The organism is Desulfosporosinus acididurans, assembly GCF_001029285.1.
GTDB lineage: Bacteria > Bacillota > Desulfitobacteriia > Desulfitobacteriales > Desulfitobacteriaceae > Desulfosporosinus > Desulfosporosinus acididurans.
The window spans coordinates 35,928-58,200 of the sequence record NZ_LDZY01000002.1 but is presented as its reverse complement, the minus strand read 5'-3'; the positions used below and the strand labels follow the sequence as shown (position 1 = coordinate 58,200).

Below are 22,273 nucleotides of genomic sequence, written 5' to 3'. Positions count from 1 at the left end.
ATAATCTGGTGTATTTAGGTGCTGTTTTACATTTTCTCGTGTATTAAACATTAATTACTATTGAAGGTCCATTTATTCAGTTCTTAAGGCCCCTGCTTCTATAAATGGGGGTTGTTTTCCGGCTGATGTTTAAAAACGAGGTTGTAATCAAAGTTACAACCCCGTTTCTCAAAATTCATTATTCCTTAATATCTGCCATTTAATACTTTTGCAGAAGTCCGCTATCAATTAGCAGTGCGAGAAGACTATTTTATCCTCATCTGCTCGTGCACAAATTTTGTCTCCAACTTTAAACTCACCTTGAAGGATCTTCTCAGACAATGCATCCTCAATTAAGCGTTGAATTGCCCTGCGTAAGGGGCGAGCTCCAAAGGTTGGATCATTGCCATCTTTGGCAATTAGCTCAATGGCACTTGGATCGATCTGAAGCTCCAGGCCAAACTCCTTCAGACGTTTATTCATCTGCAGAGTAAGAATTTCCGTAATTTTCGCCAGATGCTCTTTCTTCAGAGAATGGAAGACCACCAGTTCATCGATACGATTCAGGAACTCAGGACGGAAAGTACGTTTTAATTCTTCCATAACCTGACCACGCATATTTTTATATTCCGTTTTCTCATCCTTCTGAGCGGCAAAACCCATGGCTTCCTTACGCAAAAAAGATGAACCAACATTGGATGTCATGATGATGACTGTATTGCGGAAATCAACAGTTCTCCCTTTCGTATCCGTCAAACGCCCATCCTCAAGAACTTGAAGCAAAATATTGAACACCTCGGGATGTGCTTTTTCAATTTCATCTAACAAGACAACGCTGTAAGGCTTTCTTCTGACCGCTTCTGTAAGTTGTCCGCCTTCGTCATGCCCCACATAGCCGGGAGGAGCTCCCACTAAACGAGAAACAGCATGTTTCTCCATATATTCCGACATGTCAATGCGAATTAACGCTTTTTCATCCCCGAACATAGCTTCAGCTAGAGAACGACCAAGCTCTGTTTTTCCGACGCCTGTAGGCCCCAGGAAAATAAAGGAGCCAATTGGTCGTTTAGGGTCCTTTAAACCTGCCCGCGCCCGTCGAACTGCTCGTGCGACAGCAGTTACTGCATCGTCTTGTCCGATAACTCTCTGGTGAAGAATTTCCTCAAGGTTCAGAAGCCGTTCACTTTCCTCTTGAGCCAATTTTTTAACAGGGATTCCGGTCCAGCTGGCTACAATCTGCGCAATATCATCCTCTGTAACCGTTGAGTTTTCTTTCTGGCGCTTGCTTTCCCATTCTTCCCGTTGTTTGGCAAGCTCTTCCTTCAGTTTGTGTTCCCGATCCCTTAATTGAGCAGCCTTTTCGAATTCCTGACTCGTAACAGCAGACTCTTTTTCCTTCTTCAGTCGTTCAATTTCCTCTTCAAGCGTTTTTAAATCCGGGGGGGCAATATAACTGGTGAGCCTAACTTTTGACGCAGCCTCATCCATTAAGTCAATAGCCTTATCCGGCAAGAAACGATCTGATACGTAGCGATCAGACAGCCGTACTGCACTTTCAATGGCTTCATCGGTAATTTTAACCCTATGGTGGGCTTCATAACGATCTCGTAAGCCGCGCAGGATTAAGATTGCTTCCTCTACCGTGGGTTCACTGACCGTGATAGGTTGGAAACGGCGTTCCAAGGCTGAGTCCTTCTCAATATATTTACGATACTCTTCTAAAGTCGTAGCACCTATACACTGCAATTCTCCACGAGCTAGGGCCGGTTTTAAAATATTGGCCGCGTCAATGGCTCCCTCAGCTGCACCTGCTCCAATAAGAGTGTGCAATTCATCAATAAAGAGGATAATATTCCCGTCTGCCCGGATTTCTTCCATAACTTTTTTCAAACGTTCTTCAAATTCTCCTCTATACTTGCTGCCTGCAACCATAGCCGAAAGATCCAGCGTTATTACCCGCTTGCCGCTAAGGATCTCAGGTACTCGATTGTTGATAATTCCTTGTGCTAAACCTTCAGCAATCGCCGTCTTTCCTACCCCCGGCTCGCCAATTAACGCCGGATTGTTTTTTGTTCGTCGGCTTAAGACTTGGATTACTCGTTCTATTTCTTGCTCTCGGCCGATAACAGGATCCAGTCTGCCTTCACGGGCTTGCTGCGTGAGATCCCGCCCAAATTCATTTAAGGAAGGAGTATTGGCAGGCCCAGCGTTTTTGCCGACTGGAACTGAGTTGGAAGACGGAACAGCAGATTCATCTAATTCTCCGCCCAACAATTTAACCACTTGTTTCCAAACTCTTTCCGGATTAACATTTAGATTAGCCAAAATTCGAGCGGCAATTCCCTCTCCTTCCATGATAAGACCTAAAAGAAGGTGTTCTGTACCAATATAATTGACGTCTTGGCGATGGGCTTCCTCATTGGCCAACTCTAAGACTTTTTTTACCCGCGGTGTCAGTTCTACAGCTCCCATGTTGGGTTGACCTATACCTGTGACTTCTTCAACCATTTTCCGGATTTTTTCAAGATCCAGGCCCAAATTTTTTAAGGCTTGGGCAGCAATTCCCTCCCCTTCTTGAATAAGCCCCAGCAAAATATGCTCAGTGCCTACAACCTTGTGTCCCATGCGTTTAGCTTCGCTCTGAGCTATCATTAAAACCTTTTCTGCACGTTCTGTATAGCGTCCTTTCATTGCGTTCATCCTTTCCGTTAACATTTAAGAAGTAATTCTATTTAGTGTTTGTTTTCCCGCTTCCTGTTTCATGCCTCGATCATGTTGTCTGTTCTCGAATCAAACGGGCTCTTTCAGCATCTCGCTGACTGGGATCCAATTCCCGATCAAGAATGTATTGCAAACATCCCGGACGAGTATTGACAAGCAGCGTTGCAAAACTCTCTTTGTTCTTAGGTAATATTCCCATATCTGTTCCCAAACGATCTTGGGATAATAACTGCATCGCATCCTCAGAAGTTAGCAGACGGGCATTTTTCAGAATTCCTCGGGCCCGCCAAACTTTATCCTCTAAGAATAAGGGCATCTGTCTGCGAAGATATTCACGGGCCTGAAGTTCATGTTCTAGAATTTGTCCGGTCACTGCTTCTAAATGGGTGAGAATATCCTCTTCGCTTTTTCCTAGGGTAATCTGATTAGAGACTTGGAACATCTGCCCATAGGCTTGAGATCCTTCTCCATACAATCCTCGGATAGCTAAGCCTAAATTCGTCAAAGCTCCCAAAACTTGCTGCACCTGTTTAGTCATTACTAAACCGGGCAAATGAACCATAACCGAAGCTCTTAGACCCGTTCCCACATTGGTCGGGCAGGCTGTAAGATATCCCTGGTTTTCCCGATAAGCGAAATCGAGTTTTTCCTCCAGAGCGTCATCTAAGGCCATTGCTAAACGATTGCACTCCAGCAATTGTCTTCCCGGCAAAAGAACTTGAATTCTTAAATGGTCTTCTTCATTGACCATCACGGCATATTTATGATCCTGAGCAAGAGCTACCCCGCTTGATCCGGAAGATTCCCCCAGACTTGGGCTGATTAAATGCTTTTCAATCAACACCTGATGCTCAATGCTGGTCAGATTCGTCAGAGACATATACTGTAAAGAGTCCTGATCCAACTGAATCGTTGTAAGAGCCTGCGCCAAGATCTGTTCCAGCTGACTCGCCCCTTCTATATTTAAAACATGAGGGAAAGGATAGTTCTCAAGGTTACGGGCTAACCGTACACGACTGCTAATCACGACAGGGGAATCCGATTCAGCCATCCAAGCACTAGTTTGCAAAAGAAGTTCTTTACGTGTCATGGTTTTCCTCTCCCTTGAGCTGTTCGATCTCGCGGATTTGATCCCGAACCAAAGCTGCCTCTTCGAAATTTTCTTGCTGAATTAATAGCTGGAGCTTTTCTTTAAGCTTTCGCTCTTCCAAACGGTTTTTGATAGCACTTCCTCGTCTGACAGGAACTTTACCTACATTTTGCCCTCCGCCATGTATCCTGCGAAGCAATGGTTCAAGCTGCGTTTCGAAGGTTTCATAACAAGTGCTGCAGCCAAGCTTACCGGCCTGAGTTATTTTGGAGAAGGATATACCGCACTTCGGGCAAACTTTCTCCGAAGGTTGTTCCGGTAATTTAGGATTTAAACCAAATAAAGCTTGAAGGAACTCGGGAACAATAACGGGATGGAAAATAAAACTGACTTCCTTAGTTTGTTTTGCACAAACTTCACAAAGATAAACTTCACGGGTCTCCCCATTTTCTGTCTTCATTATCTGTACTTTAGCTTCTCTTTGCTGACAATGTTGACAAAGCATATCAAATCCCCCTTTAAAGCAAATCATCCCTGCTCAACGTGGTTAAAATACTCTTCATTAATTGAGCACGAAGTACATTCCAATCGCTAAATTCTCCGCTCAAAGCCCCTCCAGAGAGAATTCCTTTAATTAGAGCCGCTTCGCGAACCGTCACCAACTGTTCATCAAGCAATCGATCGACCAGTCCATTGCAACGCACCTGTGTAAGCTGCTCACCTATTAATTGACGCATAATCTGCTGATATTGACCTTCCATGCCTAATCCTAAGCGGACAATTCGCAAGTATCCTCCGCCCCCTCGGCGGCTTTCCACTAAATAACCTCGTTCAACGGTAAACCGAGTATCCAATACATAGTTAATCTGAGATGGAACGCAGTCAAATTCTCCCGCCAGCTCGCTACGTTGTAATATAATATACCCATCTGGCGTTTGTTCCAGAATTCTTTTAAGATATTCTTCAATGCGATCCGCAAGATTTCCCATATTTGATGTACTCCTTGTCAAATAATCTTTGCCTAAGCCAGCCCAACAAACATTGACCTTTCCTGACCTTCTGCTTATATGATACCCATTTTCCTCAAAATTTGCAAAGGATTTTTCTTAAAAACATTAAAATTCATAAAAAATTAATCTTATTAGTTACTTATTAGTTTTATGGTCTGCCGAAAATAATTAAGACTGTCAATAGACAGTCCTTAGATAAACTTCATTGTTTAACAACTATTTTGAAAACAAGACAAAATAAAACCAAGATGACACCGTTAGCAAACCAATACTGCCAAGCAGCCAAACAACAGGCTGCCCTTCTAAGGGCTTATTTCCATCTGTGTTTTTATCCTCTATGTTAGCAAAAACCTTTGGTTCGAGGATTTGAGCTGTTTCTTCAGGAACAGGTCTTGGCTCTCTAGCTAGTTCTTCTGACCTTCGCATTCCGATCCGAGACGTCGACGTGCGGCACGCAATATCCGCCCAAAGTATGGAGCCATGCAACATCTGTTGGAGTTCTTCTTGACTCAGCCAAATATTATGCTCTTTCATGAACGTAAAGCGATAACCCTTTTCTTACAAAGGCCCCGCTTGGCACCTCCAAATCGTAAGTTAATTGCCCCAAGATCTGTGTATTACTTCTCTATCTCTGCTATTCGCCCTTAGACTAAAAATCCCTGCAATGAATGCAGGGATTTTGTCTTTCTTGCTCGCTATAAATCACGGAATTGCAGCATAGTTTGTGTCAAAGGTTTATAATACTTCCTAATTTCTATTTAATGATCAGAACCGGACATCCGGCTTTCTGAAGCACCCTTTGGCTTACGCTTCCTAATACTGACCCTGTGATAGCTCCATAGCCATGACTTCCCATAATTATCAAATCGATTTCCTCATTTTTGATCTCATCGAGAATCACCGTCACGGGATGACCTGATTTCAGCGTCTTCTTAATTACAACCTTTGAAGTATCGATACCCGTCAGAGTTGCCTCGAGAGCCAGGTCTCCGCTTTTGTCCAGTTGATCCTGAGTTACCGTAATACCATATGAAATCGTATACCCCCAAAACGCCTGGGGGGTAAAACTAACATGTAGAAGTTCTATCTCAGCCTGAACAGTTTGAGCTAAGTCTATGGCGGCCTTCAGAGCACGCCGCGAAAATTCAGAGGCATCCGTAGGGACGAGAATTTTTTTAAACAATCCTATCACTCCCTTACATAAAATGGACATCTTTCCTTTATTATATCCTATTCTCAATATTTCCAACACGACAGCTATAATTTATGTTCATTAATTAATTATTTTGCAACTACATTTCTGTAAGTGAACTCGTTCAGCTAAAGCTGAACATTGGTGCTTCAATAACAAAAGCGTCTAGCCCCTAACATTCGATACTTTGAAGGATAGACTCTATCCCCACCGAAGTGAGTTATGAAAACCACTCCCACTCAAAATAGGAGCCTTACACTAGATTAAAGAGTTAATGAAATAATATGTTTTAAAATAATAAAGAGGAGCTGTTACAAAATGCGTAAACGCTTCTTATTAAACAAAATCCTGCATAATTAGTGGTTTAAATCCTCCACATATGCAGGATTTTATTTATAATAACGGACGAATATTCATTATGCAACAGCCTACTAAAAGTGCGGCTTACTGAGGATGGCCGACCTGAGATCTTCGAGTAAAGGGTTTTTTATTCGTTTGTCGAAGTAATTATATAAGCTCTTAGAAGGTGGTTTTTCATTTGAAGTTTAAACGTCCAGATATCCCCCAAGCCGTTGTGATCTTGATTATCGGAGGTTTCATCCAATCCATCGGGAATTCTCTGATGTGGCCGTTAAATAGCCTCTTTATGCATAATATTTTAGGTCGTACTCTAACGGAGGCAGGCAGCCTCTTAGCTCTCCAGTCAGCAGCCTCTCTGCTGGGACAATTCTTAAGCGGCTTTTTAGCAGATCGTTTTGGTTCTAAAAAAATTATGATTATCGGACTTATAGGTGCTGTTTTATCCATTGGGGCCATCGGAGTTTTCCCTGTCTGGAAAGTTTATATGCCCGGATTTGTCCTTTTTGGCTTAGCCCAAGCATTTATTTTAGTCCCTTTAAACGCGCTCATTCATGCCGTCTGGCCTGAAGGCGGGCGACGCGGCTTTAATATGCTCTATGTTTCTAACAACGCCGGCGTAGCAATCGGTACTGCAATTGGAGGGATAATTGCTCAAGTATCATTCCGGCTTACTTTTTCCTTAAATGCCTCAGCCTTTTTCATTTACTTTCTTTTAGTGTCCTTTGGAATTTCAGAGCATAAGATGAAATCGATTTCCTCAACGCCTGCGAAACGTCACTCAGGAAGTTTGTATAAAGACCGTGGCTTTAAAGTGCTCCTTACTTTAGGAGGAGGTATTTTCTTTGTCTGGGGTGCTTACATCCAACTTGTATCTATTTTGCCGGTGGTCATGAATCAATTAGGTTTTTCCCTCTTTTCTTACAGCATTCTTTGGACGCTGAATGGTGTTTTTATCGTTACATTACAACCCCTCATTAATTGGGTGATTAGAACTTATGCTCAGACCTTTCAGCGACAGTTTTATCTTTCGGCCATACTTTTATCGATTGGTTTCATTATTATCTGGGCGAAACTGCCCTATGTATCCTATATTATCGCCATGCTCATCTTAACACTGGGTGAAATGTTAATCTTACCGGCAGTTCCTGCGGCCTCTGCTCAACTCGCCCCTCAGGGAAAAACCGGCGTATATCAAGGTATTGTTGGAGGGGCTTCTGCCGGCGGGCGCATGATAGGTCCTTTCCTTGGAGGTGTCTTTTTCGACTACGGGGGAGGATCCTGCGTTTGGATCCTTGCTCTCACATTCATGTCGATCTCTATAGTCATGTTTTTTTTCTACGGTAAGTATATTCGTTCTTTACTCATGGAACGCAGCGGCAGCTCACTTTGACGGCTTTTTAATTCCGGTAATTAAATGCCTAAAGGCCATGAGAGGATGGGAAAACACCATTTTAGGTCCTGCATAACGCATAATCTTAACCATTCTTTCTCGCATCTCAGGTTTATAGCAATGTACAGGGCATTTCCCGCAGGATGTTTTTTGATCTCCAAACCTGCAGTGGTCCAGACGAGTCATAGCATATCTCTCAAGCACCTGACATTCCGGACAGAGACCCTCTTGAGTATGATGATGATCTTTACAATATAGTCTAAGCATTGTTCTTACTGTTTTCTTTTCCTGATCCAGCATTTTTGACATCATCCTTAACTCCTTGTTTAACCCATCTTGAATTTAGACTCAATGCTATTGTTCTTTAATGATGTTATACCTCTTGTTTTAGGAAAATTTAACTTCTATTCTCTTTATATTAACGGAGGCTCCATGCCGAATTTACTCCAATCCTCCCGCGCAGGGCCGTAAATACCCGGTACTTTTAAACCTGCTTGCCTCATTAAAACGGTTATTTGTCCGCGGTGATGGATCTGGTGATTAACAAGAACGTTTAAAATCATGGCAATTGTCCAGCTCTCCCCATACATGTTACGGTCTTCTAAGAGTGTTTGATCATTCCACTGATGTATAATTCCCATTTTCATGCTCTCACTTGCATTTTCATAATAGTTTATTATATCTTTAACTGAGCTTGGTACCGGAGCATCTTCCAGAAATCCTTCAAATACCAGCCCTGTCTTAGACATCATCTCAGGGATTGTTATGGCTATGTGCCATGCCAATCGTCCTAAAGTACGGTCCTCCTTCGTGACTCTTTGATCCAGTGAGTCATCCGTTAAAGCTTTGAAAATTTCCAGGGTTAGTTCTGATTCTCTTTTCCAAGTTTCCAGAAATGAAGCAATTGACGAAAACACGCAAGTTCCTCCCCTAATTATTTAATTTTTCCCATCGTATCAGTTAGCCATAGTTCGGTCAATGAATGAACTTGGAGAAGTGGGAGGCTTGCTTACAATTGGATAAACTTTAAAAGCGGGATCTGCTATCTGAGCAGATCCCGCTTGTTCTTCATAATTTAATGATACATTAGAGGGTAGCCTAACATTATTGAAATCACTATGGTTCAAAGTCTGAATTATTTACTTTCGTAATATTTACGCAGGTTAGCTGCAACTTGCTCCGGATCAACCTTGTGAGTTGCAACTCCCGTATCCATAGCTGCTTTAGCAACAGCAGCAGCAACGGCAGGTCCAACACGTAAATCAAAGGACTTAGGTATTACATAATCAGCATTGAGTTCTTCGGCACTGACGATGCTGGCAATAGCATAAGCCGCTGCAACTTTCATTTCTTCATTGATCGCTTTAGCACCGGCATCAATAGCACCACGGAAAATTCCCGGGAAAGCTAATACGTTATTGACTTGGTTCGGGTAGTCAGAACGGCCTGTTCCTACAACTGCAGCACCTGCTTCTTTAGCATCAGCCGGCCAAATTTCCGGAACAGGATTTGCTTGAGCAAACACGATCGGATTCGGTGCCATGGATTTTACCATTTCTTTGGTGACGAGATTTGCACCAGATACGCCAATAAAGACATCAGCGCCTTTTAAGGCATCCGCTAAATTACCCTTGAGTAATTCACGGTTTGTTTTAGAAGCAATCTCTTCTTTGTATTTATTCATACCTTCTTTACGGCCTTCGTAAATCGTACCCTTAGTATCGAGCATAATTACATTCTGAAGTCCCATGCTCATTAAGAGTTTAACGATGGCCATACCAGCGGCGCCAGCACCATTAGCGACGATCTTAACGTCTTTCAGTTCTTTTTTGACCACTTTCAAAGCGTTGATCAATCCAGCCATAGTAACGACAGCTGTTCCGTGTTGATCATCGTGAAAAACTGGTCCGTCATAAATTTCTTTGAGTTTTTCTTCGATATAGAAGCACTCAGGAGCCTTAATATCTTCCAAATTAATTGAACCAAATGTTGGCTCAAGAAGCTTTACGGCTTCAACTACTTTATCACTGTCTTGGGTGTCTAAACAAATTGGGAAAGCATCTACATTACCAAAGGTTTTGAAAAGGATTCCCTTTCCTTCCATAACCGGCATGGCAGCGCGGGCGCCAATATTTCCGAGACCTAAAACGGCAGAACCCGTAGATACAACAGCCGTTAAATTTTCACGATTTGTATAAACATTAACCACAGCAGGATCTTTAGCAATTTCCAAGCAGGGTTCAGCAACTCCTGGGGAATATGCGAGACTTAAATCTTCTCCATTACGAACAGGTACTTTACTTACAACAGCAATTTTGCCTTTATTGTCTTTATGGAGAGCGAGAGCATCTTCACGAAGGCCCATATCTACACCAATCCTTTCAACATAAGATTATTTTTTATAACAAAACTTAACTGGCGCAGGAGGAACAAGTTAACTGCATTTATGCTAAAGGAAAGTATCAACCGCAGGCTATACTTTCTGATAGTATAAAGAAAAACCGGCTTCTCCGAGCCTTAGCGAAAGCGAAGTCGTTGTTGCATGCAATTTATAATAAATAACTTGTAAGAAAAAGCCTGGCCACTCAAATAAGTGACCAGGCTTCACTTACCTTAGGCTTTTTTGGATGCGTTTTTGGTGTCGATCTCGGCTTGTGCTGCTAAGATATCTTTAGCATTGAGATAAACCGGGGTATCAACCATTTTGTTATTGTAAGAAACGGAAGCTTTGCCTTTGGCAATTCCTTCTTCTTCGAAGACTTTCACAACACCGCGTGCCCATTCTACGTCAGCCGGATCTGGTGCATACATACGGTTGGAAGGTTCGATTTGTCCTGGGTGGATAATCATACGGCCTTCATAACCCATTTGACGGCCTTCGGCAACGTTTTTCTCAAAGGCTTCAATATTTTTGAAATCTACGAAAGGAGCGTCGATAGCGACGATTCCAGCTGCGCGGCAGGCAACAGCCATGTGAGCCCGAGCATATTGTTGCTCAACGGATTCATTGGTTAATTTTACGCGCATATCGCGGCAATAGTCTACAGCACCGAAGATAGCATTAACATTACGTTTACTGGCTAAGCAGCATTCTGCAGCATGTATAATACCTTTAGCAGTTTCCAGAAGCATGGAGATTTTCACGCTTCCTACTTCTAATCCGCGACGACGCTCGAGTTCTTCAAGTTTCCAATCGAGACGTTGAACATCTGCAGCACATCCGGTTTTAGCTAAGGTTACGCCTGCAAGTCCTTCATAAACGATAGCTTCGAGGTCATCATTGGTTAATTCAGTCTCCCAGTTGTTAATACGAACAAATACTTGTGCTCCGTTAGAGCCAGCATATTTGAGGTTTTCAGCAACTAATTTCCGGGCAGCTTCTTTTTCAGCAGGTGGTACGGAATCTTCGAGGTCAAGAGTAATGATGTCGGCAACAAACTCCGGAGCCTTTGCCACCATTTTTGGGTTGTTACCAGGAATATACAGAATTGATCTCATGATAGCCATAACGTTTTATACCCCCTAATAAATATAATTTATTATTGATTCCCAGACGATATCCAGGAAAGATCAACGAAGAAAATTAACAGCGGTTATCTCCGCAATGCACGAGAGAATCTTAAACCAACCTTCGAAACCCAGACCGGAATAGGTGCTCAATTAAACTTATCGAAGACCCTCCCTTCTCCGCAGTTACGTTACTGGCATCAGGGCTTGCTATGTATAGTACTTCAAATAAGCAATGTCTTTGGTTTAATTGTTATCGGTTTCGTTTCATTCCTCAAAACTTGGTTTCATTATTATTCCTATTTCATTATCGTACGTATCTCCAGATTAGTCAACCATTTAATTAGCTCTCCCGCCAAGACTTACAATAAAATTAATTTATGGAATGAAACAAGGTTTTATTCTTTTACTTTTAAGAATTAGCCCTTCTCAGGTTAACATCTGTCACTATTGGAATGTTCGTAGTAAATATGAAAGCAGGCGTTAGAATTTTTTGACCAACATCCTGCTTTCACCAAAGTTCTATCATAATTCTATAATTGCGAATTATTTTAAGACTACCTATTAAGTTGTTGAATACCCTTCCTTAGGCCCTTATAATTCGAAGACCTTTCCCGGGTTAAAGCGATTGCTTGGGTCAAAGCTTCTCTTAATCTTTCTAAAGGCTCCCATAGCAGCAGGCGTAAACTCCGAATCGAGATACTTCTTCTTAACGAGCCCGATTCCATGCTCTCCACTTACTGTACCATCAAGATCAAGAGCCATCATGCAAAGTGCCTTTTCTGCAGCATGAACGGTTTCAACTTCCTCTTTATTCCGTTGATCGAAAAGAACGAGAGGGTGTAGATTTCCGTCACCGGCATGAGCCACAACTCCGATGGTGACACCATACTCTTTGGCAACTTTAAGAACTCCCTGAATTGCTTTGGGGAAATTACTCCTCGGAACCGTAATATCATTAACGCCATATGACGGTCTGACACGAGCAACAGATCCGAAAGCACAGCGACGGGAAGTCCAAATTTGATCAACTTCAGCTGCCGATTGAGCAATTTTAAACTCTTTGGCAATTTTATTGCAAATTTCACTGATTGTCTTAACTTGAGGATCCATATCTTCGGGATATCCGTCAACCTCAATAATGAGAACCGCCCCGGCGTCACGAGGGAGCCCGGCATGGCTAAAATCCTCAGTCGTATTGATAAGCAGATTATCCATCAATTCCAAAGTAGTGGGAATAATACCGGCAGCAACTATATCAGCAACAGTTTGCGAAGCATCTTCAACCTTGTCGTAAATTGCCAGCATTGTTTTCTTAGCTCTGGGCAAGGGGATGATACGGACGAAGACTTTAGTAACTAATCCCAAGGTTCCTTCCGCGCCAACAATAATTCGAGTTAAATCATAGGCTGGCTCACTTTGGAAATTACGTCCACCCGTTTGGATAACTTTGCCATTGGGGAGAACAACTTCCAGGCCCAAAATATAATCTCGTGTAACCCCGTACTTAAAACATTTCGGTCCGCCGGAACATTCGCCAACGTTCCCGCCTATTGTCGAAGCTTTATAGGACGACGGATCGGGAGGGAAATAACAATTTTGCTTTTCGAGTTCAACTTGAAGGTCAAAGTTGATCACTCCAGGCTCAACAACTGCCACAAAGTTTTCAGTATCTATTTCATGAATTTTTGTCATTTTAGTAAAACTGATGACCACAGAATCTTGAGTTGGAATTGTACCGCCACTCTCATTCGTCCCGGCACCTCGCGGCACAAGTTTAATATTATGCTCGTTCATCAATTTGACGATTTCAACAACTTCTTCCGTTGTATGCGGAGAAACGACTCCTAAGGCCTCACCAGATAATAACGTGCCATCATAGCCATAGGTCAACAAGCCGACCTTGTCTGTAACTACATTTTTTTCTCCGACTATTTCCTTCAAGCGATTCACAACTGTTTGGCTTAACATATTCAGACCTCCTTCTTCTTAAGCCTCTAGACTTACCCCAGGACTAAGAATCCCTTTGGGGTCAAATTGTTGACGCAGTTCTTGGAGCAAGCCTACGGTTTGCTGCCACATTTCCGCATCATTGTAAGCTTCAGATTTGAGCTTGTGACCCAAGAGGCCCTTCACATTTCCGCCCAGGGACATTGCCAGTCTATTTACTTTAGCAGCTAAAGCAAGTTTATCAGTTCCCTCGGGCAGAGCCAAACAAACATATCCAAGAAGTCCTTCGACAACTACACCGGGGTAAGTTCCCAAATCTCCTGTAAGCGCTTCGAGCTGAGTTAAGGCTTGAGGCATTTTCGCCGGGCCAACCAGAAACTCCACAGTTCGCTCCGGTTTTCCATTGAGATCGGCACGGACCTTAAGCCAACCATTGACCACTTGATCATATTCAACCTCATCCTCAATGATTTTGACATCAGTGCCTCCGCCCAAGGTGAGAACTGCAGCAATTTCATTAGCAATATTTTTACCCGACTCTTTAAAGCCCTGTAAATCAATAATTACCAGTTGCCCTTCCGTTCCAGGTATCGCATTTTGGGCAAGAGAGGCATTGAGGAGGTTCATGCGGGTCGGCTGTATATTCCGCTTAATCAACGTATTGAACGTCGCATTAGCTTTATGAATTGATGTAAATGTGCCAATTACTGCTCTTTTGGCTTCCTGTGCAGGCAAGAGCTTCACCAAAAGTTTGGTAAAAATCCCAAACGTTCCTTGGCTCCCCACAGCGAAGTGAATGAAGTCTAAACCGGAAACGTTCTTAATGCATTTATTCCCAATTTCCAGGATTTCCCCTGTCGGGAGCACCATTTCAAATCCCAAAAGAAACGTCCTGGTAGGACCATATTCGAAAGATTTCGAGTCTGAATCCCCAATCGAAAAGCAGCCGCCAATAGAACTGGTTTCGACTTCATAAGGCTCAGGAGGAAAGTTTAAGCCGGCTTCCCCAACTTTAAGCAGAAATTCTTTGTGAAGAAGTCCGGGTTCAACGTATGCCACAAGGTTTAGATGATCCATTTCTAAAATGCGGTTCATCCGGGACATAACCATCGCAATTCCGCCGCTAAGACCCTTGGTCCCGACGCCTGCCCCGCCTACTGCTATTTTTACATTCTGTTCATTTGCCAGTTTAACGATGTTCGAAACTTCTGAAGTATTTCCTGGTAAGACAACGACTGCAGGCTTACCTTGACCTTTTAGGTATTTTGCCATTTCGGAAGGCGAATCAATGACATTATTATCACCGACAATCGCCTTCAGCTTACTGATATTGACGTTACTCATGACTACCCGCCCTTCCACTAATTTACTAGAACTTGCGGTCAGCATGTTCCGCAATTATACAAAGTCAATGTGATTCTTTTGGTTAATTAGTCTTTGTAAGCGTTGGCCATTAAATCGGCAACATGCATAACTTTTTGTTTTTGACCGGCTTTGTTTATGCCGCCTTGAAGTCGCAACATGCAAGCAGGGCAACTTGTAGCCACCAAATCTGCATTAGTATCCTTGATGTTTTGTACCTTCTGATCCGTGATATTTGTTGATACCTTATGATAGAAAGCTTGTATTAAACCAGCAGCTCCGCAGCAGCGGCCTGCTTCAAACATTTCCTTAAATTCAACCCGTGGAATCATTTGCAGCAATTGACGAGGCTGTTTTGTCACCTTAAGACCCCGGATCATGTGGCAAGGATCATGATAGGTAACTCTGACGGGGCTTGAATTATAAAGCTGACTTTGATCGACACCAATTTTCGCCATATATTCTGAAAACTCAACCACTTTTTCACAAAATAATTCAACTTTCGGAAGATATGATGGTTCATCGGCAAAGAGCTTTAGATAGTCGTGCTTGAGCATTGAAGCGCAAGAAGCACAAGCTGAAAGAACAACTTCAGCATCCTTATATTTATCTAAAAACGTATCAATAGTTTTGCGGGCATTCTTTTTCGCTGTTTCAAAGTCGCCATAGGCGTACTGCGGCAGGCCGCAGCACACTTGATCTTTAGGAATAATAACATCACAGTCATTTTTCGTTAACACTTTAACAACAGAATGAGCAGTTTGATCTAAAGAGTAATTTAGAAAACAGCCCACATAAAATCCGACTTTGTGTTTCGGATGCTGCACCGTAATCCTCTCTGGAACCTGCTCCAAAAATGGTTTTTTTGCTGTTGGAAAGTTGCGAATATCAATACCGCGGAAATAGTCCATTCCATCGATTTTATTAAGAACACTTTTGCCCATTCCTCCGAAAAGACTGAATCCCATTCCCAACCTTTTCGGGCTTGCTAATGTTTTTAAAGCAAAAGACTTAGCAAATGGTTTAATTCCTTTTCTTAATTTCAAGTCTCGCCGCGCTGCCATAACAAGCTCATTACCTCGCACACCGTTTGCACAAGCTACTGCACATTCACCGCACAACAAACAGCTCATGATAGCATCTTCATACTCTTGATTAGGTTCCAATTTCCCATCGGCAACAGCTTTGATGAGCTGGATTCTTCCGCGTGCAACCATTGTTTCCTGGCCAGTCAACTTATAGGTCTTACAGGCTGTATGGCAGCCACCACACTTATTACACGTGTTTAACATTTCGTATACTTCTGTCAAAACCCCCACTAATATTTCCCCCTTCTCTGCCAGATTATCAGACCATATGACGGATAGACTGATACTTGCAACACCCTTTACTCTTAAGAATTATCTAGGACTTAACCATGTGTTTTTACAAATGAAACCATGTTTCATAATTTTATGACTCTATTATCTACCTGAGGTATAAAATCGTCAAGAGTAAATTTCTGAAAAGTTCGCTTAAATGTGGTCAAATCAGAAAAGTCGTTATAGTTTTTGGAAATAGTTAAATCCCAATTTTGTGGAAACTTCTTCGCCGGCTTTTTTCATTTCCTGCCCAATTCGCTCGATACCCTTTTCCTGAATTCTGCTGGCAGGACCTGAAACGCTGATTGCTCCAATGGCTCGTCCCGAATAATCAAAAACAGGTGTTCCCAAACAAATGATTCCGATCTCATTTTCTTCCTTCTCGACGGAAATTTTACTTTCCTTAATCGATTGCAGCTCTTTAAATAAAACTTCCGGATCAACGATTGTATTCGGCGTATAACGAGTCATACCTTTGACCTCTAAGATGTGCCGAACCTCCTCCTCGGGAAGTGTAGAAAGAATAGCCTTACCTACAGCCGTACAATGCATAGGTGCTCTTCGCCCTACCTTGGAATGCATACTTACTACATGAGAACTTTCAGCTTTGTCAATATATACGATCTCACCATCGTCAGGCAGTACTAAATGAACAACCTCATTCAATAATTTTGCTAAATCATTGAGAACAGGTCCTGCAACTTTACGAATCTCAAGATCGTTAAAGAAGCGAATTCCCAGTTCTACAATTTTAATTCCTAATTGATAATGTTCGTTCCCTTTTGTTCGCTCGACATAACCTCGGTAACATAATGTCTGTAAAATACGATGAACTGTACTCTTATGCAACTGAATGCGATTGCCTATTTCTGTTACCCCTAAAGGCTCTTCCGCGTGAGCGAGCACCTCCAGAACATCCAGCGAACGTTCGAGAGTTTGCACATATTTTTCTGCCACTATAGGTCCTCCTTCTGAACACCTTTTCCTATCACCCATTAGGGGATGTGATTTCTCGGTTCCGAAACATTACATTTTCAAAGAACCAACATACTTTCGTACCTAGCCCCACCGTAAATAATACGGGGTACGACTCCCACTTGCAACTGCGGGAGTCGTGTAATTGGATTCTTATGATTAGATAAAGATTTACAATTATGACTACATCTTGAAACAACTTCGAATTACTGAGAAACCCTGTTTCAAAATATCTCCTTACTTTGAATAGTATGACTTCTTTAAATTATAGTCAAGCATTAAATACTGGATAATGAAAAATCAATTCTCTCACTCTATCTCTAATTTGACTTTACTCCCGACTCCGCCGGCCTCAGCAGGCGAAACAAGCAAACGCCTCGCCAGTCGATTCCTCAATTCCGGTACATGGCTGATAATCCCAATAGCTATATTTTGAAAACGCAGTTTTTCCAGAGTATTCATTACCGTTTCCAGCAAATGGGGATCAAGGGTTCCAAAGCCTTCGTCCAAAAAGAAGAATTCCAAGGGAGATTCTCCGCGCAGTTGAATCTGAGTAGATAAGGCTAAGGCCAGGGCTAGAGCTGTAAGAAAAGTTTCCCCGCCAGAAAGGCTGCTTACCGGGCGGCGTACTCCCCCATTGGCATCGTCCCTCATTACAAACCCTCCCTCAGTATCAACTTCCAGAGCGTAGCGCTGATTGGTCAGTTGTTTCAAGCGTTCCGAAGCATCACGCGAGACATTTGCCAGTTGCTCCTGAGCGAGGAACTCAATAAAGCCATTTCCTTTGAATACATTCTGCAGGCTTTTAAGTAAATTGAGACGATGAGTCAAAGCTTGACGTTCACCTTCCAAGCGCAGCCATTCTTCATGTTCTTCTTTGAGCTTATTTAGTCTTTGCAGACTGGCACCGCGCTTTTCAACGGCTTCCGTATACACTTTTTCCGCCTCTTTTAACACTATCGGCCAAGCTAACCATTCCTCAGATTGAAGACTTCGCCCCCGAAGACGCTTTTCAAGATCTTCTCGTTTTTGTTCGAGAAGCAATCCCTCCTGCTGAAACTCTGAAACTCTTTGTTCCATGTTCCTTCTGTCTGAGAGTTCACAAAGAGCACTTTGGACTGCTTCAACCGATGAAAATTGCGACGCTATAAGAGCCTGCTTTAATTTGAGTTGGATTAACTCCGCAGCCTCATGGGCTAGCTCCAAGGACTTTCCGTTTACTGCAAAAGCTTGTTCTGATTGCAGCCAAACTTCTTTCCCTTGTTCATAGTCCTTCTTAAGTCGTTCTTCAGCAGTAACAACTTGAGCTAACTCCTCCTTTACCTTCTCTAACCGCTCTTGTGCAGGTTTTCCTCCAGTTATAGCTTCACACTGAAGTTTTAGCTCTTCCAAGGTTCGAGAAGCTTCACTTCCTAAGGTCCTAAGATTCTGCAGATCAAGCTCACAAGCTGTCTTTTCACCGAGAAGTTTTTCCTGGTCTGCATTTATTTTTCCCAGTTCTGTTTCGACTTGTGTTAACTCTTGGCTTAAATTTCTGGTTACTTGATCCCAACGAGAATATTGGTCCTGTAATAACCGGATCTCGGATGTGAGGATATGTCCTCGCAAATTCTCTAAATCTTTTTGCCGCTTAGACTGTTCTTGTAAAATCTGATTGAGCCTATTTTGAATCTCCGAACCCATACCTGTAACCGCAGCACTTTTAGCCTGAAGCTTATGCCATGCTTCTTCAATCCCGTCCAGATTATGCTGAGCACTCTCTAACTGATGCATAAGCTGCTCTTGTTCTTGATTCCAATCCTTCAAACACTGACGCTGAACCTCTAAATTCTCTTCTTGTTTCTGTAACAATCGGTTTAATTCTTCTACAGTCAGGTTTTTATCAGCTAATGGGAGCCCCTCACGATAATTTTTCACCTCGGTTAGTTTATCTGCTAAAAGCTGAGACTGATTTTTTTCTAGGTCTTGTTTGGCAGCCAACTGAGCTCGTGCTACTGCAAGTCTTGTCGCCTTCTCGGCCTCAAGTTTCTCGAGATCTTGCAACTGTTTACCGATTTCCTCAAGATCCTTATTGGCCTCTTCTATAATCCCATCCTGAACTCTAAGAGCCGGGGAAGGATGATGCAGGGAACCGCAAACGGGGCAAGGGTCTCCTTCCAGTAAGGACTCAGCAAGTATTTTAGACCGATACTTCTGCTCGAGTTCTTTAACATAGGCCTTTTTAGCCTCCACAGATTCTTTTAGGCGGTTAATTTCTGCGCATAACAGTTTTTGTTCCTGAGCATACCCATTTAAATCAGCACCGGCTCTTTGACACTCCAAAGAGATCTCTTTTAAACGTCCTTCGGCTTCTTGTTTCTCCGCTTCAGCCCGTCCGACATTGATAATGCCATGGCGGCTGCGTTCCAGGTCCTGAGCTTGCCTGCTCAGCATCTCTTCTCGTATGGGAGGGTGTTCGGCCCTCATCGCCAAAGTTTCTTTTAGTCTTGTAACGACTTCCCGAGCCGTTTTAACTTCCCGAGCCAAATTAACTTCCTGGGTTTTTACAGACTTAATTTCCGTTGTACTTTCTTCAAAGTCTCTCTCTAAATCACTCACTTGTTTAGAGACAATTTCATAAGCTTCTAAGGCTTGAACTGAAGCATTGACTTTTGCCCGCTGGGCAGGGTCGACCGTGATTTGACTCAGCTTGCTCCTTCCCTCTTGTAACCGCTTTTCAAAGGCCCTTTTCTTTTCCAAGGTCTCTCGAAATGCTTGTTCCAATCCTTTACGCTTTCGATCAAGATCGCTATACTGCTGCCTTGTCTGAGATAACTTCAAACTGCGATTTTGAATCTCTGTTTCCAGACGTTTCGCCTGTTCTAGTTGTTCTAATTGGCGAAGAAAGGATGGTTCTTTCTCCAATCGCTGATGATTGATCTCCAGCCAAAGCTGCTCAGCCTGTTCTTTTTTCGCTCTTGCTTGTGCAAGTTTTTTTCTTGCTGTTTCTTCGTCTTCCTGGGCTTCCCGCAGCCTTTTTTCTGCCAGGCGTAGATCCTCTAAAATAGGCCGTAATTTCTCCGCCCGTTCTGCCAAAGCAAGCTTTTCTGAAAGCTTGTCCATCTCAGGTTTAACAGCTGAACGCCGGAATTCCCTTTCTTGAACCTGATGTAATTGTTCTTGCAACCCCCACAGTTCTTTGGCCTGTTCAAACTCTTGCTTGATACGCTCTAAATACCCAAGGGATTGCTCCGAGGCAATTCTCGCGGTTTCAAACTCCTTTTCGGCCATAGAAACCTGTTCAGCTGAGGCATCTCCCAGGCCTTGAAGCCGCTGCTCGACACCATTTAGATGGAAGCGGGCACTATCAGCTTGTTCCGAAAGACGGGCCGTAAGATTTCGCCCATACGCTTCAAGGGAAAACAATCGTTCCAACATTAAACGTCGGTCCTTCGGCTTTATCGTTAAAAATTCAGCAAATTTCCCTTGAGGCAAAACGACTGCCCGGGTAAAATCTTCAACCGTCAGACCTAACACTTCCTCAACTTTTTTAGTCATCTCATCGGCTTTAGAGGCCAGAACCAATTCCGTATCCCCTTGGATTTCTACAAACCGACATGTTGAGGCTTTAACAGTACGGTCTCCTGAACGTCGATAAGCGCGCTCTGCCCGGTATGTGATCCTTCGATTTCCCGCTGCTAAACAAAAGGTATATTCCACCGTGAGTTTATCTTCCCCTTGATTAAGTATCCCTTGGGTATTATTGGCGGCCCTTTCCACAGTACCATATAGGGCTAGAGTCATAGCATCAAGAATTGTAGATTTTCCGCTCCCTGTTGACCCAAAAATTCCGAATACGCCTGTCTCACAAAGTTTGGTAAAATTGATCTCCTGAACCTCACGAAAGCTATTTAAACCGGCAATCCTTAAACAGATCGGTCTCATGCAGTTTCGGCCCCCTCCCGGTCGGTCATCGCTTTCAGTGTACTGCCTCCTCGTAAAGGAATCTCATATTCCACCGGTTCCTCGATGTTCTGACCTTGAGAACAGCCCCCTTTATCTTCGTTCTTATCGGCATCAATCAATGTTAAAAATAATGAGACTAACTCTTGATCCGGCTCAGCTCCACCTGTTTTATCCTGATAGAATCTGCGAAAAAGTTCATCAAGAGGCAACTTGGATCTGGCCTCTAAGGTTATCTGCTCCATTTCCGGAAAAATCGGCCGAATATTAATAAGACGTTCTCTCTGACGTCGCAAGCTGTGAATATCCTGAGGATTAAGGACATTCGTTACATGAACCTCTAAATCGATCCATGCTTGCTCATCTTTCCCGTCATCAATCCACCGCTGTACCTGAGCTAAACCCTCTTTGACTTTCCATTTTACGAGAGGGTAACCAGAACTGAGGAAAATCTCCCGAGTTGCCACAGGCTGCCCCGGAAACCCTTCAATTAAAATAACAGATTTGGCATACCCAGTTTCAGAAAAGCTATAAGCCAAAGGTGACCCGGAATATCGCGTCGGAACCGGTGCCCCTTTGACAACTTGAGCCCGATGTAAATGACCTAAAGCCACATATTGGGCACATCCAGGCATTGCCTCTGCTTCTACGGTCGGTGCGCTGCCAAGTTGAATAGGACGCTCAGATTCTGATTGCATCCCTCCACGTACAAAAAGATGACTCATAGCCAAGTTCACAGTATCAGATCGAAAAGGTTTACTGAACAAAGCTAATAATTCTTGGACACGTTTTGAATAATCTTGCCTAAGGGTTTCCTCGTCAAGGCTGGAATTTAAAACCTCATTGAGCCGTGATTCCGAAGGATAGGGAAGGAGGGCTAAGATTACAGGGTCCGAGCACCCAGGGAGATGTAACTCTACCCATCCTTGACCCGCTGCCTTTCGTACTACTTTTCTATCATTAGAATACCCCGAAAAACTCGGCTGTAAAACATCTTTGGGAAAACCATATAAAGTAATCCCCTGCCGCGCCGCCAAAGGACTCGACGCGCAAAGCCGTTCCGGATTGTCGTGATTACCGGCAATTGCGACGACCCCTCGCCTTCCACCTGACGTTAAACGATTTAAGGCATCATAAAACAGTTCTTCGGCAATTGCCGGAGGGTTCACTGTATCAAAAATATCTCCTGCAATTAGGACAAGATCAACTCTCTCGTCTTCAACAATTTGGCAAAGTTCATCAATAAACTTTATTTGTTCCTCGATTCTGCTGCGTCCTTCAAGCATTCGTCCAAGATGCCAATCTGAGGTATGCAAAATTCTCATGGATGGAATCCACCCCTTTAATATTTAACTTCTTAGGTTCAATTCTTATTATAAATCATGTCCCAGACAAAAGGCTGCCTAAAAGATTTATAAATATTTTTCCAATACT

The 22,273-nt window shown here is 43.1% G+C and carries 17 protein-coding genes; 1 reads left to right on the top strand and 16 read right to left on the bottom strand.

Annotated features, from left to right (window positions below; all coding sequences use genetic code 11):
- Positions 1-228 precede the first annotated feature (228 nt).
- The 6 genes from DEAC_RS02320 to DEAC_RS02295 form a co-directional block, all read right to left on the bottom strand.
- Entirely contained in the window at positions 229-2,670 is a 2,442-nt protein-coding gene (locus DEAC_RS02320) for an ATP-dependent Clp protease ATP-binding subunit (protein WP_047808439.1), read from the bottom strand.
- A 79-nt stretch (positions 2,671-2,749) separates the two neighbouring features.
- On the bottom strand, positions 2,750-3,790 hold the full coding sequence (locus DEAC_RS02315; protein ID WP_047808438.1) for a protein arginine kinase: 1,041 nt from the start codon (positions 3,788-3,790) through the stop codon (positions 2,750-2,752).
- Positions 3,780-4,295: a UvrB/UvrC motif-containing protein gene (locus DEAC_RS02310; RefSeq protein ID WP_047808437.1), complete on the bottom strand. Its 516-nt coding sequence runs from the start codon at positions 4,293-4,295 to the stop codon at positions 3,780-3,782. Before DEAC_RS02310 ends, DEAC_RS02315 begins: the two co-directional genes overlap by 11 nt.
- A gap of 13 nt (positions 4,296-4,308) precedes the next feature.
- Complete coding sequence (locus DEAC_RS02305) at positions 4,309-4,779, bottom strand: CtsR family transcriptional regulator (RefSeq protein WP_047808436.1); 471 nt, start codon at positions 4,777-4,779, stop codon at positions 4,309-4,311.
- A gap of 237 nt (positions 4,780-5,016) precedes the next feature.
- Positions 5,017-5,334: a hypothetical protein gene (locus DEAC_RS02300; RefSeq protein ID WP_047808435.1), complete on the bottom strand. Its 318-nt coding sequence runs from the start codon at positions 5,332-5,334 to the stop codon at positions 5,017-5,019.
- Between the two features lie 220 nt (positions 5,335-5,554).
- Complete coding sequence (locus DEAC_RS02295; RefSeq protein WP_047808434.1) at positions 5,555-5,983, bottom strand: universal stress protein; 429 nt, start codon at positions 5,981-5,983, stop codon at positions 5,555-5,557.
- Between the two features lie 547 nt (positions 5,984-6,530).
- Here DEAC_RS02295 and DEAC_RS02290 point away from each other — a divergent pair.
- A complete protein-coding gene (locus tag DEAC_RS02290; protein WP_083995839.1) occupies positions 6,531-7,742 on the top strand; it encodes an MDR family MFS transporter in 1,212 nt (403 codons plus the stop codon).
- Here DEAC_RS02290 and DEAC_RS02285 read toward each other — a convergent pair.
- From DEAC_RS02285 to DEAC_RS02240, 10 genes are all read right to left on the bottom strand, one after another.
- Positions 7,734-8,051, bottom strand: a complete 318-nt coding sequence (locus DEAC_RS02285) for a nitrous oxide-stimulated promoter family protein (protein WP_047808432.1) — start codon at positions 8,049-8,051, stop codon at positions 7,734-7,736. The two genes, DEAC_RS02290 and DEAC_RS02285, sit on opposite strands and share 9 nt — an antisense overlap.
- Before the next feature lie 104 nt (positions 8,052-8,155).
- On the bottom strand, positions 8,156-8,659 hold the full coding sequence (locus DEAC_RS02280) for a DinB family protein (RefSeq protein ID WP_047808431.1): 504 nt from the start codon (positions 8,657-8,659) through the stop codon (positions 8,156-8,158).
- 218 nt (positions 8,660-8,877) lie between these two features.
- A complete protein-coding gene (locus tag DEAC_RS02275) occupies positions 8,878-10,107 on the bottom strand; it encodes an NAD(P)-dependent malic enzyme (RefSeq protein ID WP_047808430.1) in 1,230 nt (409 codons plus the stop codon).
- Between the two features lie 248 nt (positions 10,108-10,355).
- On the bottom strand, positions 10,356-11,249 hold the full coding sequence (locus DEAC_RS02270) for an HpcH/HpaI aldolase/citrate lyase family protein (RefSeq protein ID WP_047808429.1): 894 nt from the start codon (positions 11,247-11,249) through the stop codon (positions 10,356-10,358).
- Between the two features lie 594 nt (positions 11,250-11,843).
- The gene (locus DEAC_RS02265; RefSeq protein WP_047808428.1) at positions 11,844-13,220 is read right to left on the bottom strand and encodes an FAD-binding oxidoreductase; all 1,377 of its coding nucleotides are present in this window, start codon (positions 13,218-13,220) and stop codon (positions 11,844-11,846) included.
- 18 nt (positions 13,221-13,238) lie between these two features.
- On the bottom strand, positions 13,239-14,543 hold the full coding sequence (locus tag DEAC_RS02260; RefSeq protein WP_047808427.1) for an FAD-binding oxidoreductase: 1,305 nt from the start codon (positions 14,541-14,543) through the stop codon (positions 13,239-13,241).
- Positions 14,544-14,629: 86 nt separating this feature from the next.
- Positions 14,630-15,880, bottom strand: a complete 1,251-nt coding sequence (locus DEAC_RS02255) for a (Fe-S)-binding protein (RefSeq protein ID WP_047808426.1) — start codon at positions 15,878-15,880, stop codon at positions 14,630-14,632.
- A 222-nt stretch (positions 15,881-16,102) separates the two neighbouring features.
- Positions 16,103-16,879, bottom strand: coding sequence for an IclR family transcriptional regulator (locus tag DEAC_RS02250; protein WP_047808425.1), 777 nt, complete (start codon positions 16,877-16,879; stop codon positions 16,103-16,105).
- A 327-nt stretch (positions 16,880-17,206) separates the two neighbouring features.
- Positions 17,207-20,821: an SbcC/MukB-like Walker B domain-containing protein gene (locus DEAC_RS02245; protein ID WP_047808424.1), complete on the bottom strand. Its 3,615-nt coding sequence runs from the start codon at positions 20,819-20,821 to the stop codon at positions 17,207-17,209.
- Positions 20,818-22,164, bottom strand: coding sequence for an exonuclease SbcCD subunit D (locus DEAC_RS02240; protein ID WP_083995837.1), 1,347 nt, complete (start codon positions 22,162-22,164; stop codon positions 20,818-20,820). Before DEAC_RS02240 ends, DEAC_RS02245 begins: the two co-directional genes overlap by 4 nt.
- Positions 22,165-22,273: the final 109 nt, after the last annotated feature.